This window comes from Paenibacillus ottowii, assembly GCF_006874425.1.
In the GTDB taxonomy this organism is placed as follows: Bacteria; Bacillota; Bacilli; order Paenibacillales; family Paenibacillaceae; genus Paenibacillus; species Paenibacillus ottowii.
Genome location: NZ_VIJZ01000010.1, coordinates 45,983 through 67,525, shown reverse-complemented (window position 1 = coordinate 67,525; position 21,543 = coordinate 45,983). Strand labels below are relative to the sequence as shown.

General features: G+C 43.6%; 16 protein-coding genes and 1 pseudogene. 3 read left to right on the top strand and 14 right to left on the bottom strand.

The features are described 5' to 3' along the window. Nucleotides 1–22 precede the first annotated feature (22 nt). Nucleotides 23–1,966 carry a glycoside hydrolase family 127 protein gene (locus tag FKV70_RS20980; RefSeq protein WP_142614173.1) on the bottom strand — a complete coding sequence of 648 codons (1,944 nt, stop codon included), beginning with the start codon at nt 1,964–1,966 and terminating at the stop codon, nt 23–25. A 194-nt stretch (nt 1,967–2,160) separates the two neighbouring features. On the opposite strand from FKV70_RS20980, the gene FKV70_RS20975 reads away from it, so the two are divergent. Both FKV70_RS20975 and FKV70_RS20970 read left to right on the top strand, forming a co-directional pair. Continuing rightward, nucleotides 2,161–3,036: a helix-turn-helix transcriptional regulator gene (locus FKV70_RS20975; RefSeq protein WP_142614171.1), complete on the top strand. Its 876-nt coding sequence runs from the start codon at nt 2,161–2,163 to the stop codon at nt 3,034–3,036. 99 nt (nt 3,037–3,135) lie between these two features. Then, on the top strand, nt 3,136–4,533 hold the full coding sequence (locus FKV70_RS20970) for a phytase (protein WP_142614169.1): 1,398 nt from the start codon (nt 3,136–3,138) through the stop codon (nt 4,531–4,533). Nucleotides 4,534–4,673: 140 nt separating this feature from the next. On the opposite strand, the gene FKV70_RS20965 is transcribed toward FKV70_RS20970, so the two are convergent. The 7 genes from FKV70_RS20965 to FKV70_RS20930 form a co-directional block, all read right to left on the bottom strand. Beyond that, nucleotides 4,674–8,414, bottom strand: a complete 3,741-nt coding sequence (locus FKV70_RS20965; RefSeq protein WP_142614166.1) for an alpha-L-arabinofuranosidase C-terminal domain-containing protein — start codon at nt 8,412–8,414, stop codon at nt 4,674–4,676. Between the two features lie 260 nt (nt 8,415–8,674). Further along, a complete protein-coding gene (locus FKV70_RS20960) occupies nt 8,675–9,667 on the bottom strand; it encodes an SPFH domain-containing protein (RefSeq protein ID WP_142614164.1) in 993 nt (330 codons plus the stop codon). Between the two features lie 21 nt (nt 9,668–9,688). Further along, nucleotides 9,689–10,483 (bottom strand): TPM domain-containing protein, encoded by a 795-nt coding sequence (locus FKV70_RS20955; RefSeq protein ID WP_142614162.1) that lies wholly within the window; start codon nt 10,481–10,483, stop codon nt 9,689–9,691. Beyond that, on the bottom strand, nt 10,480–11,514 hold the full coding sequence (locus FKV70_RS20950; protein ID WP_064795591.1) for a TFIIB-type zinc ribbon-containing protein: 1,035 nt from the start codon (nt 11,512–11,514) through the stop codon (nt 10,480–10,482). The genes FKV70_RS20955 and FKV70_RS20950 overlap by 4 nt, the downstream gene beginning before the upstream one ends. 26 nt (nt 11,515–11,540) lie before the next feature. Then, nucleotides 11,541–12,200, bottom strand: a complete 660-nt coding sequence (locus FKV70_RS20945; protein WP_142614159.1) for a PspA/IM30 family protein — start codon at nt 12,198–12,200, stop codon at nt 11,541–11,543. A gap of 615 nt (nt 12,201–12,815) precedes the next feature. After that, entirely contained in the window at nt 12,816–15,200 is a 2,385-nt protein-coding gene (locus tag FKV70_RS20935; RefSeq protein ID WP_142614157.1) for a phosphoketolase family protein, read from the bottom strand. Between the two features lie 303 nt (nt 15,201–15,503). Beyond that, nucleotides 15,504–16,226, bottom strand: coding sequence for a GntR family transcriptional regulator (locus FKV70_RS20930; protein WP_142614155.1), 723 nt, complete (start codon nt 16,224–16,226; stop codon nt 15,504–15,506). Nucleotides 16,227–16,538: 312 nt separating this feature from the next. Here FKV70_RS20930 and FKV70_RS20925 point away from each other — a divergent pair, with 312 nt between their 5' ends. Continuing rightward, nucleotides 16,539–17,705 (top strand): glycosyltransferase, encoded by a 1,167-nt coding sequence (locus FKV70_RS20925; protein ID WP_142614153.1) that lies wholly within the window; start codon nt 16,539–16,541, stop codon nt 17,703–17,705. 120 nt (nt 17,706–17,825) lie between these two features. Here the strand turns inward: FKV70_RS20925 and FKV70_RS20920 are convergent, their stop codons facing one another. From FKV70_RS20920 to FKV70_RS20895, 6 genes and pseudogenes are all read right to left on the bottom strand, one after another. After that, nucleotides 17,826–18,776: a ring-cleaving dioxygenase gene (locus FKV70_RS20920; RefSeq protein ID WP_142614150.1), complete on the bottom strand. Its 951-nt coding sequence runs from the start codon at nt 18,774–18,776 to the stop codon at nt 17,826–17,828. Between the two features lie 75 nt (nt 18,777–18,851). After that, complete coding sequence (locus FKV70_RS20915; protein ID WP_013368890.1) at nt 18,852–19,250, bottom strand: DoxX family protein; 399 nt, start codon at nt 19,248–19,250, stop codon at nt 18,852–18,854. Between the two features lie 69 nt (nt 19,251–19,319). Next, nucleotides 19,320–19,547, bottom strand: coding sequence for a DUF896 domain-containing protein (locus FKV70_RS20910; protein WP_142614148.1), 228 nt, complete (start codon nt 19,545–19,547; stop codon nt 19,320–19,322). A 174-nt stretch (nt 19,548–19,721) separates the two neighbouring features. Further along, nucleotides 19,722–20,441, bottom strand: coding sequence for an SMI1/KNR4 family protein (locus FKV70_RS20905; protein ID WP_142614147.1), 720 nt, complete (start codon nt 20,439–20,441; stop codon nt 19,722–19,724). A 155-nt stretch (nt 20,442–20,596) separates the two neighbouring features. Beyond that, nucleotides 20,597–21,013, bottom strand: a complete 417-nt coding sequence (locus FKV70_RS20900) for a DUF4280 domain-containing protein (protein ID WP_142614145.1) — start codon at nt 21,011–21,013, stop codon at nt 20,597–20,599. Further along, nucleotides 21,014–21,535 (bottom strand): annotated as a pseudogene (locus FKV70_RS20895) (hypothetical protein). Between the last annotated feature and the right edge of the window lie 8 nt (nt 21,536–21,543).

The following is a 21,543-nucleotide window of genomic DNA, read 5'->3' as shown; positions in this document are numbered from 1 at the left end:
TTCCTCTCCCCATGCGAATAAATTATGATTCATAAACCCATACACGCATTTCCCCTTTGGCCCGATTGCACCAGGCGTAGTAAGGAATGGCGGTAATTTGTTGAGGAACAAGTTCAGGGGGCTCCGAGCTGTATAATGCATTTGAAGCTTTTACCCGATATCCCTCTAGGGTCAGCTTTACAATGCCACCCAGCAGATTTTCGCTAAATTCTTCTGTAACGGGATTATCCTTTGGTAATCTCAATCCTGCCAGGTTCGCCCCATTATCAGCCTCTTCCAGACAGTACACGACTGGGCCGCGTTGAAGAGCAACTTGCTGCTGGTTCATGGAGACAAGCGGGTTGCTCCGAATGCGCTCCACCGGCATAGCCAAATGCAATGTGACCACATCGCCATCCTTCCAAGTACGCTGAATCTCGACATAGCCCTTTTCCAGATGGTATAGCGATAGGACTTCCCCATTCACCTTGACCTCTGCCTGCTTGCACCACCCTGGAATTCGCAGCGCCCATTTAAATACGGTTGGCTCGGTTACATGGATCGAAAGGGCAAGATCCGCATCCAACGGATAATGATGAGTTTGTGTAATTTCAACCTCTTGGCCAGATAAAGTCACGTTGACCTTGCTGGCAATATACAGGTGCGTATACAACGTGTCCTCAGTTTGGGTGTACATATTGTCCTCCACCGATGCAATCATTCGCGCTAAATTAGGTGGACAGCAGGCACAGAAAAACCATTTTTGCCGCTCTGTTTTTACATGTTCCTGATCTTTTCTCGATTTTTGAAAAGGTTTGACTTCCAACGGATTCACGTAGAAAAACCGTTTCCCATCCAGGTCCATTCCACTGATCGTTCCGTTGTATAACGCACGCTCCAGGACATCGGCATATTTCCGGTCCGGCGCTATACGCAGCATGCGATTAGCCCAGAAAGCCAGCCCTACAGAGGCACAAGTTTCGCAGTACATGCTGTCATTGGGAAGATCATGATGGCAAGTGAATGCTTCCGCGTTCACCGTGGATCCGATTCCAGCAGTAATGTACATTTTATAGTTCGTGACATCGTCCCACAGCGTTTCACAAGCTTGTAGCAGAGAGGCATCTCCCGTTTTTGCAGCCAGGTCCGCCATCGCAATATACAGATACACTGCTCTTACCGCATGGCCGACAGCCTCTTTTTGTTCCCGCACAGGTTGGTGTGCCTGCTGATATTCGAAACCTAGGCCAAAATTAATGTTATTATCATCATTCCAGGTGGGCTCTGTTTGAATATGCTTTCTCTTTTCTTGCTCCTCCACAAAATAAACAGGATGCTGTCCCCGCTGTTCGATAAAATATTGCGCTAATTTGAGATATTGATCCTTAGCCGTTACGTCGTATAATTTGATCAGAGCCAGCTCAATTTCTTCATGCCCCGGATAGCCTTTCCGTTTCCCTTCTTCCGTACCAAAAGTCTGCTGAATCAGGTCTACGTATTTCTCCATAATGTTGAGGAATTTCGTCTTACCCGTCGTTTCATAATAAGCAACAGCCGCTTCTATAAAATGTCCCGCACAATACAGCTCATGATTGTCCCTTAAGTTTGTCCAGCGATTGTCAGGTTCCTTCAGCAAATAGTACGTATTCAGATATCCATCCTCAGCTTGAGCTCTCCCTAACAGATCAATAACTTCATCCGCTCGCTCTTCCAGCGCAGTATTTGGATGATCCCTTAAACTAAAGGCAACCGTTTCCAGCCATTTGGCAAGATCACTGTCCTGGAAAACGGTTCCATAATACTCCCCACTGGATTCCCCGGCCGCAATTCTAAAGTTCTCAATCGCATGACTGGGTTCTGTATCTGGTAATTCATCATTTAATGCTTGCCACTGATAAGGAATGACCTCTTCCGCTACAACCTGCTTATACTTTTTCCAAAAAGAATCATCGACGATGACATGCTTTACTGGCTTTGCCGTTTTCATTGGATAAACATCCCTTCCCTAAAAATAGAACGCTTTCATTTTTTTAAAAATAAGGATAAAGTAAGGATAATATCGAACAAGCTGACCTAAGTTCCTCTTGCTACAGTCCTTATTTTATCAACCTGAATTTATAAAAAAAATCGCGATCTTTAACTAAAACTTATACGATTTCACACACAAAGGAGCTGACTTCCATGAGCAAAACAGGCTTTCTATCTTTCCTTGTTCCTCCATTGCCTTATTTCATAGAAGGGAATTTTACTACATACCACAAAGGGGATTGGCATCCGAATCGCTATAACTTGGGTTATTTTGACGTAATCATTATTAAAGAAGGACTACTGCATATCGGTGAGGAGGACGAGTCGTGGAGAGTACCTGAAAATTATGTGCTCATTCTTGAGCCAGATAAACACCATTTTCCCATCGAGGCATGTACAGAACAAACCTCTTTTTACTGGTTTCATTTTCAAACCAATAGCATGTGGTGCGCCCAATCCTCGCCTGATCTTATTATCCCTAGCACCCCCATTCCTGAGTTGCATTTTCATTCAGAACATACCACCATCCATCTCCCCAAATATCAAAAACTAGTTAATCCCCATGAGCTGTTCTCTAAATTGGACTATTTACTAGCCTCTACTTTAAAAACTCGAAAGCTGGCTCTATGGGAGACTCAACAAACATTTGTGAATATTTTTCAGAGTTTGGAATATGATGAGAATTACAAAAGCAGTTCCTCAAAGTTAGCCGAACAGATCGAAATATTTCTAAAGCAAAACTACAGAAATGCCATCACAAATAAAGACCTGGAGGCACATTTTCACATACACCAAAACTATCTTGCCAGATGCATGAAGACCACCTTCCAACGCACGCCGCTAGAGTATTTAATGGACTACCGCCTGGATCAGGGACGCAGTCTTTTGCTGCAAACCGACTGGTCCATCCAACAAATTACAGAGGAAACAGGATTCTCCCAGGCCAGTTATTTTTCTAAGTGTTTCAAGGAAAGGTTTGGAATGTCACCGAAGAATTACAGACAACAATACTGGAAACCAGCCAACTGAATGTTTACGTCGCTTTTACATTTTGATGGTTTTATATTGATAATGTCGCTTTATACTGAGTCGGTTATATCATTTTCACTTTGGAAAAGGGGCATACATATGAAGGCAACTAAAATTGCACTATTAACCATGTTGACCGGGATTCTAGTATCACCCGCAATACCCCATGTGGCAGTAGCTCAGCCCACGGGGTACGAATCCCTTCGTACACAAGCAGATAAATTAGGGGCAAAAATTACGTGGGACAGTGATGACCATTCAGTGTTGATCAAGCTGAAAAATGGCATTGTTGGAACCTTTACCGTCGGTGAAAAGCAATATCGTCTAGCTGGTCAAACCGGAAAAGCAGACCGGGAGATCAAGATGATCAATGGGAATGTATATCTTCCTACAAAAGTGATTACTGCACTTGAAGCAGAAAACAGAAAATATGCAGATCCCAAGGATGCAGTTCCCACCTATAAAGTGCTTCCCTCTGTCGAGACAGAAGCCGTGGAGGATGGAGAAGATGCAGCTGACGATCCTGCGATCTGGCTCAATCCGGTTGATCCGGGTAAGAGCAGAATTTTAGCTACCAATAAAGGCGGCGGAATCTTAGTCTACGATCTGGATGGTAAGCAGCTGCAGAACATGAAAGTGGGAAAAATGAACAACGTAGATCTTCGTTACGGTTTCACATTGGGTGGTAAAAAGATCGATATCGCAGGCGCAACCAATCGCACCAACAACACGATCGATATCTTTGCCATTGACGGTGTATCAGGAACATTAACTAACGTGGTTGACAAACCTATTAAAGCAACTATGAAAGAAGTATATGGATTCAGCTTGTACCATAGCCTCAAGACAGATAAGTTTTATGCGCTCGCTTTGGGTAAAGAGGGTGAATTTGAGCAATATGAGCTGACGGACAATGGAAACGGCAAAATTGCTGGCAAGCTTGTCCGTCAGTTTAAGCTGGCTACGCAATCTGAGGGCATGGTTGCTGATGATGAATATGGTACGCTCTATATTGCTGAAGAGGATTACGCCATTTGGAAATATAGTGCCGAGCCAGACGGTTCATCCAAGCCGCTGCGACGGGTTGATATTGCAGATGGACGTAGACTTCACGATGACATAGAGGGACTCACATTGTATTACGGCAAAGACGGCAAGGGGTACCTCATGGCCTCCAGCCAAGGCAACAGTAGTTATGCCATCTATGAACGACAAGGCGACAATGCATATATAAGCAACTTCACAATCGGTGATAGCCCTACCGTAGATGGTACGTCTGTCACAGACGGTATTGATGTTCTTGGCTACGGATTAGGCAAGAACTTCCCTCATGGCATCTTCGTTGCACAAGATGACGAAAACCTTGAAAACGGCAAGAAGTTAAATCAGAACTTTAAAATGGTGCCTTGGGAGCGAATTGCCACAGGTGCGCCTACCCCGCTAACGATGGACGATGGCACCAATCCGCGTGAATTGGTAAACAGAAGCAGCAAGTAATGCCCGTCAGGAAAAGCGAATTAACAACGCTCTGACTTGATCCATAGAAAAAACCCGCTCAGTGAGCGGGTTTTAACTTTTCACATGAATATGTCCAGTGTAGAAAAACGCAAAACTCATCGCCTGACTTCTTAGGGGTACTACGCCTTTAGATCCAGTACCAGTACATTTACCGAGTTAGCTGGTAATTGTAAGAGGACAGAATTTGTATGCAGCGTAACCTGCTGTTCAGTAGGCACTATCTTTTCATCATTTTTCTTATTCACGTTGGGTACATGAACCAGCGAGGAATCGCCAGTTAATGTAATCAGCTTGGCGATCGACTCGACACTCATGTCTTCCAGATTCAGCTGCGTCGCCTTATCTACGTTGTCGGCATTCACAAGTTTTACATATACATGTTCAGCATCTTGGGTCACCGAATGGAACACGTCTCTGTTGTAAGCCTCCAGCTTGTAATCCAGCACTTTGCTGGTGGTTTTGCCGTCCGTGTATGAGCAGATCAGGTTATTACCCGTTTCTCCCCCATAGTTCACCGCAATGGTGTAGTCGGTGTTGTAGGACAGCTCTTCATAGCTCGCCGCTCTCAGGTTGCCCGCCGCGGTACTGGAAGAGTAATCACCCATCGTATAGCCTTCTATACCTTGCTTGTAAACCTTCACGCCAGTAGCATTGCCGCCATAGCCAATCGCGTATTCGATGACGTTCTTTTTCTCAGTGGTAATATCGGTGAGACCTGCGCCCACATAAAAACCGTCCGTGCCGGAAAGGCGGGAAGCAACCACCTCTACCTTGTAGTTGTTCCAGCTGTCGCTCAAGATGTACAGGCCGTTCAAACCGCTATCCTGGGCTTTGAGGACAAGCCCCTTGCCTTCCTCCACCGTAGATCCCACGGAACCGGGAATAACTTGCCAGGCTGGATTCAATTCCTTGGTAAAATCCTGATCCAGCAGCACACTGCCGTCCTTGTTGGAGGTAACAGTCACGCGTTTAACCACAATCTCGGCGTTGCCTGTCGCAATTTCGATTCCACCCTGAGGAATGAGGTCGATCGGCTTGCCGTTTTTGTAAGTAGAGAACGAAGTGGCCAATACTTTATTGCCCAAATACTGGGCATACATTTGCTGCACATAATAGTTTGGTGTAAACCACACGGTTTCGTCATCAAACCAGATACAATCCGGTGTCCATCTGTAAGTTCCGTCCGTCAGGACTTTGTTAAACAGCGGCGCATAGGCAGCCAGCCGGACGACATCGGCATTATTTTCGAAGCCCGTCATCACCGCTGCTTCTGCGACTGCGCCTGCCAATGTATTTTTATCCGTTGAAGCATACTCCCCAACGAAAACCTTCGACGTTTCTTTCCAGTTGATACTGCCATCCGCGTTATAAGCCCGATAGTAGTAATTATAGCGGTCCACATTATTCAACAGATACTCATTAGAGCGGTAATAGTGTTCATCGGCAATGGTGTCCATATAGTCTGTTTGCTTCTCATACCAGGTTACAGTCTCTTCCATCACCTGGTTACCGTCTGCAAAAGCAACCTTGGCTGAACCCTTCAGATTGCCGCTCAGGAACTTCCAGCCCTGCTGATAGGCATCATCGTCTGCTTGAGCGCCAACCGTAGAGATGATATGCAGCTCATGTCCCGGATAGTTTTTATCCATGTACTCATCAATCGATGTCTTGAACACTTCAAAGTTGGCGAAGAACTCTGTGCCCCAGTTTTCGTTGCCCACGCCTAGATAACGCAGATCGAACGGTGCTGCATGGCCCATTTTTTTACGCATGGCAGCCCATTCATTATGTTCAAAATCGACGCTGATCGCAAAGTCGATCAGATCCGTAAAATTCTTAATGTAGTATTCTCTCAGTGCACCTCCAGCCGGATGAGCATAATCCGAGCGGGCTTGGCAAAGCACGCCGCAGGCCATAACCGGAAGCGGAGCTGCATTGAGGTCCTCTGCTAACTGGAAATATTCCATATAACCAAGACCCATGGTCATCATATAGCCCCATACATTAAAGTTTTCCTTGCGCAGCTCGATATCCCCAATGGATTCCTTCCAGTCGTATACATTTTCCCATATAAACGATCCTTCGGATATACAACCACCTGGAAAACGCAAAAACTTCGGATGCATGCCGACCAGTGCGTTCACCAGATCTTTCCTCAATCGGTAGTTGGGGTTGCCCTGATAGTTGGCGTGTGCTGATGGGGATTGCTCTTCCTCGCCTGCCCCCCATACATTTTGTGGGAATAAAGAAACCATATCAATGGAAATGTCCCCTTCAAATGTAAGTGTCAGCTGTCCCAGCACCGTAGCTGTACCTGTCAGCACCAGCTTGGACTCCACACCATACTTTTTCCACGTGTTGCCACCCTCTACTTGTATGGTTACCGAATCACTGATGTCCTTTTCCTTCGAGTCTTGAAGTTGCAGTGTGATGGTGCCCGCCGATTCGGCCTTGGCCCAGATGGTGAACTCATACTTGGCGCCCTCCTGGATAGACATGGCACAATTCTGGTTAGAATCAGAAAAGCCTTTGTTCCGAATCGTTGCCCCATCCGCTACCGTCACATAATAAGAGTTTACATCCTTGTCTTTTGCGCCCAAAAACTCATTTAATCCACCGCTATGTTGTGGAATCATCTTGTCCGTATCACCAGACCAGGCGAACAGTGGATTGCGGTTCCGTCCTGTAGAGCAGCCGCATTCACCTGAGGCATGGGAATACGTATCAAACTCGAAGGATTCAAAGGAGCGATTTTGCACAAGTTCTGCATATATCCCACCATCTGCGGCGTTATTGATATCTTCGTAGAACAAGCCGTACATCACTTCACTGACATCCACAACTTCCTTATTCCCATGAATGGTCAGCGTGTATGGAGGCAGTTGTTCCGGGAGAACGGATACTTCAAAGCTTTCTTCAATCCGGCTTGAACCTCTGGTCAAGAGAGCCGTAATAGTAACCCCCTGTGCGGAAGTAATCGCCTGTACCTGTCCATGGTCAGAGAGTATGCCAGGTTGGCTGGATTTCCAGGTCACTTCCACTCTTCCCCCCATCAGAACCGTTGGCAGAGATATGTCTTTGGTGATAATTGTCGTTGGAAATGATAAATACTTATCGCGGGCAAGCTTCACGATCTCCTCATCTGTCAATGAATCGCACATGACCTCAATGACTTCATCCGCCGTCAAGCCTGCTTTATAAATTCGGAAGTCCGAAACCAAACCGGCAAAGTCTACATCCGCTGCATGTTGGGAACGTCCGATAAAATTGTTGCTATAGTTGGTCGAATCTGAAAATGTTTCGAACCATTTGCGCAGCTTGGCATAGTTACCACTGGAGGTTTGGCTGATGGAACCGTCTGCTGCCACTTCACCATTGACATATACGACCGGGCCTGCACTGCTTAATGTACCGCCTTTTGTGCCGATTACAGACAGAGCGATGTGCATCCACTCATCCCTGACAAAGCCTCTTCCTGGGTCTACGGATAAATCTACCTCAGTGAAAAGAGTTCCGCGCAGATTCCGTGTCATAAACATATAAGGTCCCGTATGGGATTTACCAAAGTCAAATACACGTTCCCACATATCTGTGAATCTGCCAAAGTTCACCCAAGCCGTCACTGTAACACCCGTGTTATCGCTTACATCTTTAAACAGATCGAAAGGTAGCTGAATATAAGATGTTCCGTTGGGTCCTCCTTCAAGTGCCAAAGCCGCTCTTCCGGTAGCATGGGAGATTGTAGGTGCTGCTGTGCCTGAAGGAAGCCCGTCATTACCTTGTCCGGAGCTATCCTTGCCGACGTTCTCTGCATCATCAAACTTGTACCGCGCAATGATTTGATCTTGGAATTTGGTCATCTTTATGGCTCCTATACCTATAGTTTATTAATATAATACCTAATTAGTTAATATAAATGTGTACCATATAGCTATAGTACCTTATCCTGTGTACCTTTTTCAATCCAATAAATCAGATTTATAAAGAAAATGCTTGAACAAACTGCATTAAAAAAGCAGTCATCACAGAGAATGCTCTGTAACAACTGCTGTTTATTTTATGAATTACTTAGCCAGTCGCCAATTTCCTGAAAGGAAACCGCTCAGCCGGTTGGCTATGGCTACCCGTTCAATTTCTGTCCACAATTCGGACAAAAGTTAGCTCCCTCGTTTTTTGTGCCACAATTCGGACAAAAATTAGGTCTTTTACCGTCACCAGAAGGAGTGGGAGCATTGGATGCAGGCTGAGTTTCAGCCTGGGGCTGCTGGCTTGGGTTCAAATTTTTCATCATTTCATTCGCTATATTCATCCCCATCATCATACTCGCCATGTCCGAAGCAGCACCGCCGCCTTTTACATTCCCCGATGCAATGCCATCCGTCATCGTCACTTGTTGGTACTTTTGTAGATTCCCGATCATTTCATGAGAAGCTGTCTTTGTAATCATATCCTGGATTTCCTGAGGATAATTGAAGCTCATCACATGAAAGCCTGTAATCGTCATACCGTTGTCCATCACTTGCATATCCAGGTCTTCTTGAATACCCTTCGAAATATCGGAGGCATTCGCCTGTAAATTAAACATATCCTTGCCTTCTCTGCTGATCCACTTCATCAATAACTGATCAAGCACGGAAGTAATCCGTATTTTAACATCCTCTACAAGATAACTGTCCTTTACCCCGGCAATCTTATCAATAAGCGTAACATAATCATTTACTTTAAAATTAAATGTACCATTGGCACGAATCGGCATCCCGCCTGGCAGTTGGGGAGTAGGGATCAAAACCGGATTTTGTGTTCCCCATTTGACCGTAAACTCCTTCGTATTAACGAATAAGACCTCCACCCGCATGCCGCTGTTAAAGCCAAATTTAAACCCTTTTAATGTTGATAGAAAAGGAATAATATCCGAGTCCATGTTATATGACCCTTCATTCTCAAAAATGCCCTCGATCTTGCCGTTATTGACAAAAATCGCGTCTTGACCGGAGCGAATGATTAATTTACTGCCTTTTTTAATTTCACGATTGCTCCATTTCCAAAAAATCATGTCATCCCTAAATTCTTCCCATTCTACTACATTTGCAAATTGATTTCTGAAGAATCCCATGTGCTGTATCCATCCCTTCCGTTAAAATGATCCTCTGCTGCCGCTATGCGAATGACCGCCGCTGGTGGTTCCGCCCCCTCCGCCAGATGAGCTGCTGCTACTGCTCTTTTCAATCTTCCGTTTCGTTGTCGTAGTGTGAGTGTACAGATCCTGATGTGCCAGAACCCCTGACGAGCTTGCATCTTCGTAGGTCTGTCGATTTACCGTAACCCGTCCGCCGGAATTGGAAACCATCTTACCCACAATAATCGACGCCAACCCTAAAGCAATCGCCAAGTGAAGCCAGCCTTTGAAAAATATACTGTCCGGATTCACCCCTGGACGGATGGCCAAATATTTGTACGCGCTGAGAATATACTTTTGAAAGGCAAGCCCATAGTTGCCGTTCATCAGATCCGGGGTAATCTCATGGCGGATTTTAGTAAGCCTGTCGTCATCCAGATAACGTTCTGCTTTGTAGAATCCAGCTAAATAAACCTCTCTATTCCTCATATCCATCGTTAAAATGACTGCATTTCCATGAGACCTGTCATAACCTGGGCCATGGTCGTCATAAAAATTCTGCGTCATTTTCATAACATCCATATTGTCGGGATTGTTGGTCGTATAAATAATAATGTCTGTTTCTCTTACGGCTCCGTATTGGTTAGCCATCGTGTTCAACACATCATACTCTTCCTGATTAAGCAGACCCGCCTCATCATAAATCAATGGCTTCATTTCCGTCGTTGCTGCTTCGCCCTTCACTTCCATAGGAACCGCTAGAAACACGGCAAAGAACAACAAAACAGCCACAATGGCTCCATATTTTTTCAATAGAATTCTCCCCCCATGATTAGCCAAGTTATGAACCTTAATGAAAAGAGAGTTATGCCGAAAATGCCTGCAAACCAAGCTGTCACTTTGAACTTGCTAATCGGGGGCTTGCCAACCACCTTGCCCGTCTGACCGTTCATCGCAAACGTATGCTCCAATTGATTGTAGTCATAGTGTATAACCCATACCGGAAGCAGGACATAATCCGCTTGTTTTAAGGTAGTATCAATTTGCTTTTCCGTGTAACTCACGGACGTATATTCTGACACCGTAGACTGGATATAAGCATCAATATATTCCTTCACTTTGTCTTTTACCCGCGGGAATAGTTCTTCTTCGTTATAACTGTACTTTTCCGCAATATAACCCGCCAGATATGGCGTTTTAAAAGGTTTGAGCTGATCATACGGAAAAGGCTCCAATTTATCCATCAGCTCATCATTCATTTTCTCCGCAGCATCAATCGGAACCTTCACGTAGTTCAAACGGATTTTCCGATATACATCAAAATGCTTCGTTTCTGTGTATTCATAATCTCCACTCGTATAGGTTCTTACTTGGGTACCTTCACCTTGAACTTCAATTTGATTATGTAGATCATATAACCAGAAGGGGACATACATACCGGTTATTCCCTTGATTCGGTCGGCTATCATGAATCGGTTCGGTGTCAGACGGCCATTCTTGCACCATTTTTTGAACGCAGCTATAGCTTCTTCCTTGCTGATCGAAAAAGGAATAACCTGTGCCGGAGCCAGCTTCCCGGTCAGCCGATCACCCAGCACCACGGCAGAGCCACAAAAGCTGCACACCGTTGCACTCGTCTCCACCTCAGTCATAATCACTGCCCCGCAGTTATTGCAATGATACTCATGAGCCTCATCCTCTGAAAAAACACGATTGGTCAGAGGATCAGGAATTGATTCGATGTTGTCCTCTCTTCCACAGCTATGGCATGATAACATGCCTGTCTCACTGTCAAAGACCATGCCACTGCCGCAGTTGGGGCATTTATATTCGATAACTGGCATCTGCTCACCTCTTATCTAAAAAGCTATTATGATTCTTTGGGATTGATTTTCTCCTTGATTGCAGCCAACTCATCTTCTGCATCGGTACTCTTCTCATATTGTGCAAACAACGTGTCCAAGTCGTCCTTTGTTCCTGTCCGGAGCTCGGCTATCGCCATCGCTTCATCATATGCCCTGTTCACCTTTTGTTCCAAGGCCCCGAAAACAGAGTCATGGTCGCCCATAGAATTCAAGGTTTGCTGTGCTTTGGCAACCGCCAGCTTTCCTTTAAGTTCAGCATGCCGCAGTTCCAGTTGTCCAATATCGGAAACCAATTTCTCCTGCATTTGTTTCATATGTCCGGCGTTTGCCGAAGCTAATTCATAGGATGTCTGTAACGATGCCAGTTTCTCTGCCTGCAAGACTTTACGCTCTAAAAACTTTCGAGCATCCTCTTCATTGCCTGCTTCCACAGACTTACTTGCATAACGCTGGAGCTTTTTAATCTCGTCTCTACATTCATCCAGTGCTCTCTTCGCCCTTTTCTCCTCAGCCAGCACCGAGGCGGTTTCCGCTTTCACCTTGCCCAGATCACTGTTCAAGTTTTGCATATAATCATCCATGGTCTTCTCCGGATCACCCGCTTTATCCATTAGGGCATTGATGTTCACCTTCATAATATCCTTGAACCTTGATAAAATTCCCATGGCAACCTCCTTTGAAGGGCTACATTCCCCCATATCATACCTCAAATCCGGTTAAAAATGTTCATCATTCATCATAGCTATGTACCGGACCAGCGAATACTTTCGGCTATTATTAAAAGCGAAGGGTTCAAAAAACCTTTCACAGATTTTTGAACCCTTCTCATGTACTCTTTTAGATTATAGCTCCTCATAGGACTTGGGGTCCTGCCCCCATATCTGTCCATCTTCCCTGCTGAGCGCCGAAATGACGTTCATTTCCTCTGGTGACAACTCAAAATCAAAAATGTCCAGATTTTCCGTCTGATGTTTTACAGAAGAGGCCTTGGATCGTTCATATTAACAGCCTCCTTTATTATTCTCTTATACCGTAGCACCTCTTCAATGCTCAGATAAAATACAGCGTACCAGTTCGGTTCTCCTATACTTATTACCCACCAGCTCGTGACTTTTCCTATTAAATTCTCTGTGTGCTACATCAAAAAGTGCCTGATCCCCGTTGAAATCATACTTGAAGTCAAGGGGTCAGGCACTTATATGCTACTACTACATTATATATTTCACTTCATGCTAGACTGCTTGGTTGTCCAACACAAAGCCGAAATGTACTGTAATTTTTTATTTCAAGCCTTCCCATACCCAGTTCTCTACCTCTGGCAGGTCAATGCCTTCTTCGCGAATAAATTGATGATGTTTCTTAACCATTGCATCCATCTCATCCACAATACTTGTGTACTTACCAGTGTCAGGTAAGTTTAGAACCGCTTCCTTCACTAAGTCAAAACGATCCATTTGGTTCAATACACGCATATCAAATGGTGTCGTAATATCGCCATTTTCACGGTAACCATGTACATGCAGGTTATGGTTGTGACGATCGAAGAACAGATCTTTGATCAGACCTTCATAACCATGGAAAGCGAACACAACTGGTTTATCCTTTGTGAAAAATTGATCAAACTCAGCGTCAGATAATCCACGACGGTCCAATTTTTGGCTTCTAAGCTTCAGCAAGTCTACTACGTTGATATAGCGAATCTTCAAGTCAGGCAGTTTTTTATGCAAGATCGAGATTGCAGCTAAGCTTTCAATCGTCGGCTCTGTACCGGCAGAAGCGATGACAATATCAGGCTCCCCACCTTGATCCGTACTTGCCCAATCGATAATCTTCAACCCTTTGTCCACCAATTCCTTCGCTTCATCAGCAGAGAACCATTGTGGGCGTGGGTGTTTGGACGAAACAACCAAATTGATCTTTTGACGGTCATTTAAAATAGTGTCAAAAACAGCTAGCAGAGAGTTGGCGTCTGCGGGCAGATACTCACGGATAAATTCTGGTTTCTTATCAGCCAAATGACCCAACAAACCTGGATCTTGGTGTGTATACCCGTTATGATCCTGTTGGAAGACCGTTGAAGTTGCTACAACATTCAATGATGGAATATCTGCACGCCATCCTTGATCCGTTGCTTTACGCAGCCATTTGAAGTGTTGAGTGATCATCGAATCAACCACACGCAGGAAGGCTTCGTAACTTGCAAAGAAACCATGACGACCTGTTAACACATAACCTTCCAGCAAACCTTCAGCTTGGTGCTCGGATAATTGGGAATCAATGACACGACCATAAGAGGATAAGAATTCATCATTAGGCTCAATAATTTGATCCATCCATTGGCGTTTGGTTACTTCAAAAACAGGTGCCAAGCGGTTAGACATCGTTTCATCAGGTCCGAAGATTCTGAAATTGCGATTCTCTTCATTTAAAACAACCACATCTTTAACGTATGTGCCCAAAACCGACATATCTTGCGCAATCACTTTACCAGGCGTGGAGTTATCCAGCGCATAGTTACGGAAATCTGGCAATTTCAAGTCTTTAATGAGGTTACCCGCATTCGCAACAGGGTTCATTCCCATTCGTTTATCGCCTGTAGGCAGAATTTCAGCAATCTCAGCTTTTAAACGGCCGTTTTCATCGAATAATTCCTCTGGTCTATAGCTATTCAACCATTCTAATAAAGCAGGTGCGTGCTGCATATTTTTTTGATCAACTGGAATTGGAACCTGATGGGCACGGAACGAATTTGTATTCGGTACGCCGTCCCATTCCTTTGGACCTGTCCAGCCTTTAGGTGAACGGAAGATGATCACTGGCCACGCCGGACGAGTAAGATCATTATTTTCACGCGCATTCTTCTGAATAGCTTCAATCTTCTCGATGGCAGTATCCAATACTTTCGCCATTTCTGGATGCATGTGGTTAGGATCTTCACCTTCAACAAAAAACGGTTCCCAACCCAAACCTTTAAAGAACGAGGTTAACTCTTCCTTTGATTGGCGAGACATAATTGTTGGGTTACTAATTTTGAAGCCATTTAAGTGTAAGATCGGCAGCACTGCGCCGTCCGTGATTGGGTTGATAAATCTGTTAGAGAACCACGAAGCCGCTAATGGACCCGTTTCAGCTTCACCATCTCCAATAACAACAGCCGAAATCAAACTCGGATGATCCAAAATAGCACCCACACCATGAGAAAGGGAATAGCCCAGCTCCCCACCTTCATGGATAGATCCAGGTGTTTCAGGAGCAGCATGTGAAGCAATACCGCCAGGGAACGAAAATTGTTTGAACAGTTTCTTCATGCCTGCGATATCCTGCGTGATTTGCGGATAGATTTCAGCGTAGCTTCCATCAAGATATGAATTGGAGACCATCACCTGGCCGCCGTGACCAGGACCCTCAATGTAAAGCATGTTCAAATCATATTTATTAATCACACGATTAAGGTGAGCATAAATAAAGTTTTGGCCTGGAATCGTGCCCCAGTGTCCAATAGGCTTCACCTTTACATCCGAATCTTTCAAAGGTTCTCTCAACAAAGGATTGTCTTTTAAATAAAGCTGACCTACTGAAATGTAGTTGGTTGCACGCCAGTAGGCATCCAGTTTTTTTAAATATGTTGGAGATGAGTATTCTGCTAACACGGGTGATAAGGCCATGGTGTCCACTCCCTAGTAATTTGTTTTGTAATCTTGTTTGTAATTTATTTCCGGAAATTTCATCTACATGTACATCATAACGCGACACCGACTAAATTCAACCTTTTTCACAAGTGATACGGTCCAATTTTGTGAAATTTTGAACATACTATGAAATATAAATTAAAAAGACAGTAAAATAGCTCTTACATTAAAATATATAGCAGTTTAAACCAATAAAATTTGTGATAAATGAAGAGTTCGCAGACTCTAATTCTTTTTCAAAACCATATAAAAAAGACCGGAGGATTCTCCAGTCTTTCGTTAGTGTACCGATACAAAAGTATTAAATTTCAAATATTTGTAGTGAAATCGCATATGCGAAAATTCAAATGGCGTGCCGTTATCCAAAAAGAAAACACCCTCCATAATGCCTACGGGCTCGTTTTCTTTCAATTGTAGTAGCTCTTGGTCATCCTCTTGAGACGGCTCTGCAAAAATGGATAAAAAGGATTTGGTGACGGCCAGGTTACGCGAATCTTCCAAATAATTAAAAATAGAACCCTCAATAATCGTCTGATTTAAATCCTGGACAATTTTAATGGGGATGTAGCCCGTTTCGATCATAAAGGGATCGTCATCAAACAGACGTAAGCGAACAATTTTATAAACAAAATCATGAATATCCAAGAACAAATCGCGCTGTAGTTCTTCTGTCGGTGGAATGACCTCAAAGCTCAATACTTTGATTTTAGGCTTTTTGCCATGCATTTGAAAATTATCAGTAACTCCTAGATTAGAGCCTTCGTAGTTAAAGATAGATTCATTTCTTATGTATAATGGATTAATAAATGTCCCGGAACCCTGCTTTTTGAAAATAATTCCGACACTCTCCATTTTAGTTAGAGCACGTTTTATGGAACTACGACTAACCTGGTAAGTCTCACTAAGACTACGTTCATCTGGCAATCTCATATCTGCAAACTTTCCAGCGAAAATTTTCATTTTAAGATCGTCAATAATTTGCTTATAGACAAATTGTGTCATAAAGTACTCCTTTTTCAGGTCTTCTATAACTCCATATATTTTACCATAAACATGCCCATTTGATCTCATGTTTGTTTGCGTCTCTTTTACTTTACATCCTTATGCATAATACTTACATGACATATACATCACACCACTGAGCATATCTGCAAAACAGTCGAAAATACAGACCCGACCTTAACATCCGATAGGACCAAGCCTGTTTCACATCTTCAGGGGTGTTTGACTAGACAAGGCTAAAATCCTTGAATACATTGTTATTATTTATCTTGTTCAAACGTGTTCTAATAAAAATGGTGGGGGGAGATCACATTGGCTATCCGCTACAGCGTCATCATTCCAACCTATAATCGAGCCCAGCAATTGCTGCTCACACTCACTTCATTTGAAACACAAACTTATCCGAAGCAACTATTCGAAGTCATTGTAGCTGATGATGGTTCTACAGATGGAACGAAAGAAATGGTCGAAGGCTTCAAAGCATCCTATCCTCTTACTTATGTATCACACCCGGAACAACGCGGTCGATCTGCCGTTCGAAATTTGGGAATGCGCCGTGCAAAAGGAATGTACATTATTTTCTGTGATGCTGATTTTTTGGTGCTGCCTCATTTCATTAAAACCGTGAGCCGTTATCACCGCAAGTATCCCAAATCCGTGCTTTCAGGCGTTCCTCACTCGTGGGACGATGCATTTACCCATTATCACCCCGACTTTTCTGTGGAAGAAAAAGAACATTGTCGGAGCATACTTACACAATCCGGCTTATGGAATCCCGGCTTTGAAACAGCGAATGAAATTACTCCGATCATCACCCCTGAGGATGTTCTTCATCAAACAGGTGCATTGTCTAAAGTCGTTAGCCCCACAAGGGTTCCCCCCAGTACTCAAAAACAATTTGCCTCCACGGACGTAGCGCCCTGGATGCTGCTGGTTACTCGTTGTGTGGTCATCAGACGCAGCCACTTGATTCGTGTTGGAGGTTTTAATGAACGATTTGTGCTATATGGACTCGAAGACTGGGATCTTGGCTATAGGCTGCATCGCTTGAAAATCCCCTTTTATTGCATCAAAGAGGTGGTCGGGTATCATCAAGAACATCCAACCCATCTTAGAGGTAACGTTTTAAATATGGAAAATCTGAGAATCATGTATGAAACTTACGGGTTCCATGACTCCTCACTAAATTTATTCGCTCTCATCCCTCCATCCGAGGATTTTGAGACCTACAAAAATACGCTGCGAGTATTGCGCAGGGGACTCCGTTCAAGGTTAACACGTTCATCGGCCATGTTGTTGAGAAGGACACTACGCATGGCAGCCAAGCAGTTTTATTATCACAATAATACCCCAGCATACCAGCAATCATTACAAGTGATAAAAAAGAAAGCAGAGCACCGGAAAAGCCGAGTCGCCCAAGTGTTACGAGAAATGCTGGTAAAGTCTGAAAGGCTAGAGTCAAATCAAAATATAAGCTAATTGCGGATGATTTCATTTTCACGAGGTAATTCTCTAATGAAAAATCCACAATCGAATGAGATTGTGGATTTACGTGACTTCATCTGGATGCAAAACAGCAGCTAATTCGTTTAATTTCGTTTACTTTTGTTTAACTGTTAATGTTCTCACTTCAATAGGATGCAGGTTTGCTTCGATCTGAGCCCGCTGTGGTTCATACCACTCTGGCAGCATTAATTTCTGCCCCAAAGATTCAGCAGGTTCATCGTTAGCAAATCCCGGTGGATCAGTAGCAATTTCGAACAGTATGCCGCCCGCTTCTCTGAAATATATCGCATTAAAATATTGGCGGTCGATGATTGGAGTTGGCTGATAGCCATAATGCTGGACTTCGCTTCTCCACTCTTCATGTTGCTCAAAATCTTTTGCGCGCCATGCAATGTGATGTACCGTGCCTGCTCCACCGAAGCCTAAGCCCATTTTGACGAGCGGAACATCCACAATGTTGCCGATTTCTCCAGCGGACTGATAACGAGCATATTCGGCGTCTTCGTCGATCTTCGTAAATCCGAGTATGCTCTCCAATGCATCCATCGTTTTCTGTGGGTTGACGCTAAATAGCACTGCACCTCCGAACCCCTTGATTGCTTTATCAGCCGAAATGCCATCGTAAAACCAAGTACTGTTCGCTCCCTCCGCACGTTCAACAAGCTCAAGACGTAGGCCCTCATTATCCTCGAATTGAAGATATTGTTCATTAAACCGGCTTGTTTTCGTCACTTGAATATCAAAGCTTTGCAAACGATGCTGCCAAAAATCAAGCGAACCTGGCGGTACTACATACGAGGTTATGCCTACCTGACCACCTCCGATGCGCCCTTTGGGAGTCCCTGGTGCAGGAAAAAAGGTAATGATCGTTCCGGGGCTTCCTGCCTCGTTACCAAAGTACAAGTGGTAAACCTCAGGGGCGTCGAAGTTGATGGTTTTCTTCACTAACCGAAGCCCAAGAATACCTGCATAGAAATCGACATTTTTCTGCGGATTACCGGCAAAAGCTGTAATATGATGGATACCTGTCGTTTGAAGTGACATATGAAACCCTCCTTATTCATTGTAGAAATCCTTATATTTCATCATTGGTCATTATTAATGGCCTAAGCTCATGTATTAATGAAGTATTGCATCGATGGAATATGAACCTGCTCCTGTCAACGCAATCCCGATGACGACAGCAATAAGGACCAGCGGATATTCATATCCATTAGCGGTTGCCCAGATTCCGTTTTGACCATGTACTTTGACAATCGCTCCAAGCATCGCCATCGTAATCAACAGTGCAGCCAGTGGAGTGAGCAGTCCTACAGTAAATAGAGCCCCTCCCAGCAATTCCATCAACCCAGCAGCCACAGCCATCAATACCCCGGGCTTGATCCCGATGGATTCCATCCAACCGCCTGTACCTTTTGGACCATAGCCGCCAAACCAGCCAAAAAGCTTCTGAGCCCCGTGCCCCACAAATAACAATCCAACCACCAAACGTATTAACAACAATCCACTCGCCAACATAAAATCACTCTCCATATTATATTTATTATTTAAAGATTTTTAAATTTGAGATATTAAACAAAATTAAAATCATGGTTTAACAATTTTGGCCTGCTCTCGTCTAAGTTTTTCAGGAGTTACATCATCTCCATTTGGATCATAAATCGTAGCGTTCAAGAGAATGCTTTGTACAGATCCCCGAAAGATTTGAAGGTATTCTTTGCGAAGATTCATTTGTTCCGTTTTTTCATTTTCAGTTAACCCGACATCTTTTGCTTTGTTTGCAAGCTGGTTAATTCTTTCTAAGATCGCAATCATGTGTATACCTCCCTATTCATAATTTGCTGTTGTTTTATCTTTAATTTATTTATCTTGATATAAAGATATAATACTTTTTTGTTCTTGTCAACCCTTTATTAAAAATGATTTTTTCTTTGGTTGCTTACATAGAAAAAAAGCAGCTATTACAGAGGAGACTCTGCAACAACTGCTTTATGACATTTCAAGTCCTATTAAGATCCATTCATCGACTACATCCCAAAAATTAAGATTGTATTCTGGCTCATCTTTTGCTGACCACAAAGTAGCATTATCATTTTCACAATTATTATAATCTATCGCAACATATGTGCCCATTCCATTACTGAAAAATCCAAATGAAGTATTTAAATTAATTTGCAAGGGTTCATCTAGGTCTTCAATAATACTCCATTCAAAATTATCATCGCCTAGAAAAGATACTTCTTCTAAGCATACTAACCCCATTGATCCACTAGCATAGCAATAAAAACCATTGTGTACATTTTCATAAAAAGAACGAACAGATACCGAAAGTTTGTCCCATGCTTTTTTTAATTCGTTATTTACGTTTTCTGTTTGAGGTAATCTTCCTTCATAATAAGCAACTTGACCTGAGTTATCTTTTACCGTATACAACACAGATATTCGCTCATTAACTTCAATAAGCTCAACATGTTCCAAATACTCTTTCAAATATGAGATTGTATTTCTCAATTCACTTCCAACATATTGCTCCCATCGGTGAAGAATAAGTTTAATTCTATTTTCAGTACTCTTTTCTTTAAATATTTTATACCATTCTTGCGTAAGTATATCCAAATAGTTTAAGTCGCTATCGCTTATCAGCTTTACAGATCCATTTCTTTTCTTAGAATATTTTTTTAGATAGTCCAATTTGCTGTTTTGTTCCATCTTACTATCAGCCCCTTTTTAAGCATTTAACTTCCTCTATAAGATAGCCTCCTCATCTAGATATCCATTCTGATACAGATGCAAAGCAACCTTCAGTTTAAATGTATACACGACCCGAAAGCAATTCCGGAAACTAGCAGCTTTGAAACAGACCCTTAATCCAGCTCCTGTCCATCATTTTCAATTTGAATATGACCACAATACAGACACTGATGAGTACAGTTTTGTGTCAAGGCGGGCTGTCCTTCGATCTTTACATCACTTTTCCCGTTCAACCACGGCATGGTCAGGACCGGAGCACACGGAGCCTTTTTCACGCCATAGATGTCCACCATTTCACTGGCCTGCACGGCCGGATTTAAAGGACTGGAGCAATTCCCAAAAGACTGAATGTTCACTCCTGGAACGTAATCTCCAATATTCATTTGTGCTTTATTTTTTACGTAGACGCCATGGCTAAAAGGTCTTTTCAAACGGGTAGGTTGTGTACCATAACTACAACTTAAGATCGCTCCCGCCACGACATAGCTTTTTTTTGCACCCGTCCCTGGTCTCACTTGCGCTTCTTCCACTTACCCCATCCTCCTTGGTGCTTCCATCTCAACTCTTTGCACTCGAATGCCTGTAAAAGATCGGCGCAGCAGGCTCTCTGCCACAGCCAAATGGATATAGATATGAGGTTCAATCAGTCCCTCAATCCGAAAAACAGGGGGCTCTATCTCCCCCTGTCTCAGTATCAGACGTTTCAACGTACCATTGGGGTACCATTCCGTTTGTGCGGACAAACAATCCACCAGCGGCGGACGAAGTACCCAGTATACCTCCTGTCTAGCCTGCTGGAAATCGGTTAGGATAGCCGCCTTCCATTTCAGTTCTGGCATATATTTCTCCAATAATACTTTCATCCGATCAGACACCAGTGGTAGAGGAAATTCCAGAAAATCCGGGTACACTGTTCGTGGGTCGGTATGTACAGCCAAAAAAAGCGGATCATCCTGCTGTTACTCTCCCTCAGCTTCTGTCAGGATTTCTTCTACTTGCAAAGGAGACAGCGCAGCAGGCTCCACCCGATGTTTTACCCGCTCGTCTATCATCAGTCGAA